Annotated in this window: 1 pseudogene; it reads right to left on the bottom strand. The window is 28.9% G+C overall.

Annotation, left to right across the window (positions count from 1 at the left end):
- Positions 1-75, bottom strand: a pseudogene (locus KI356_RS26245) (GNAT family N-acetyltransferase); the annotation flags it as partial.
- Between the last annotated feature and the right edge of the window lie 282 nt (positions 76-357).

Raw genomic sequence — 357 nt, 5'->3', positions numbered from 1 at the left:
AACCTCATCCTGTATACATATACGATGAATTGCTCTAGCATCTTGTATTTCTACTGCCCTAACGTTAATTTCCATCTTTCTCCCCTCCATTCGAATATCATATTCTAATATTCAATATTAAAATCCTGCCTATCCTTATTTCTTTGTGTTATTTTCACATAATTATTTCGAGCTGATATTCATTTTTTAAATATCAACTCTTAATGACGTTCTACTAAATCCATTAGAATTTTTCAGATTCGTCCCCATATTTATCTTGAATATCTTTTATAATTTCCTCAAACAATGATTGCTGTTTTTTACTCTATGGATATCTACACAGATACCCAATCATTTAATTATCTTAATAACCATATA

This window comes from Bacillus hominis (genome assembly GCF_018332515.1).
GTDB classification, from domain to species: domain Bacteria; phylum Bacillota; class Bacilli; order Bacillales; family Bacillaceae_G; genus Bacillus_A; species Bacillus_A hominis.
The sequence above is the reverse complement of the archived record's forward strand: the minus strand, read 5'-3'. Positions and strand labels throughout refer to the sequence as shown.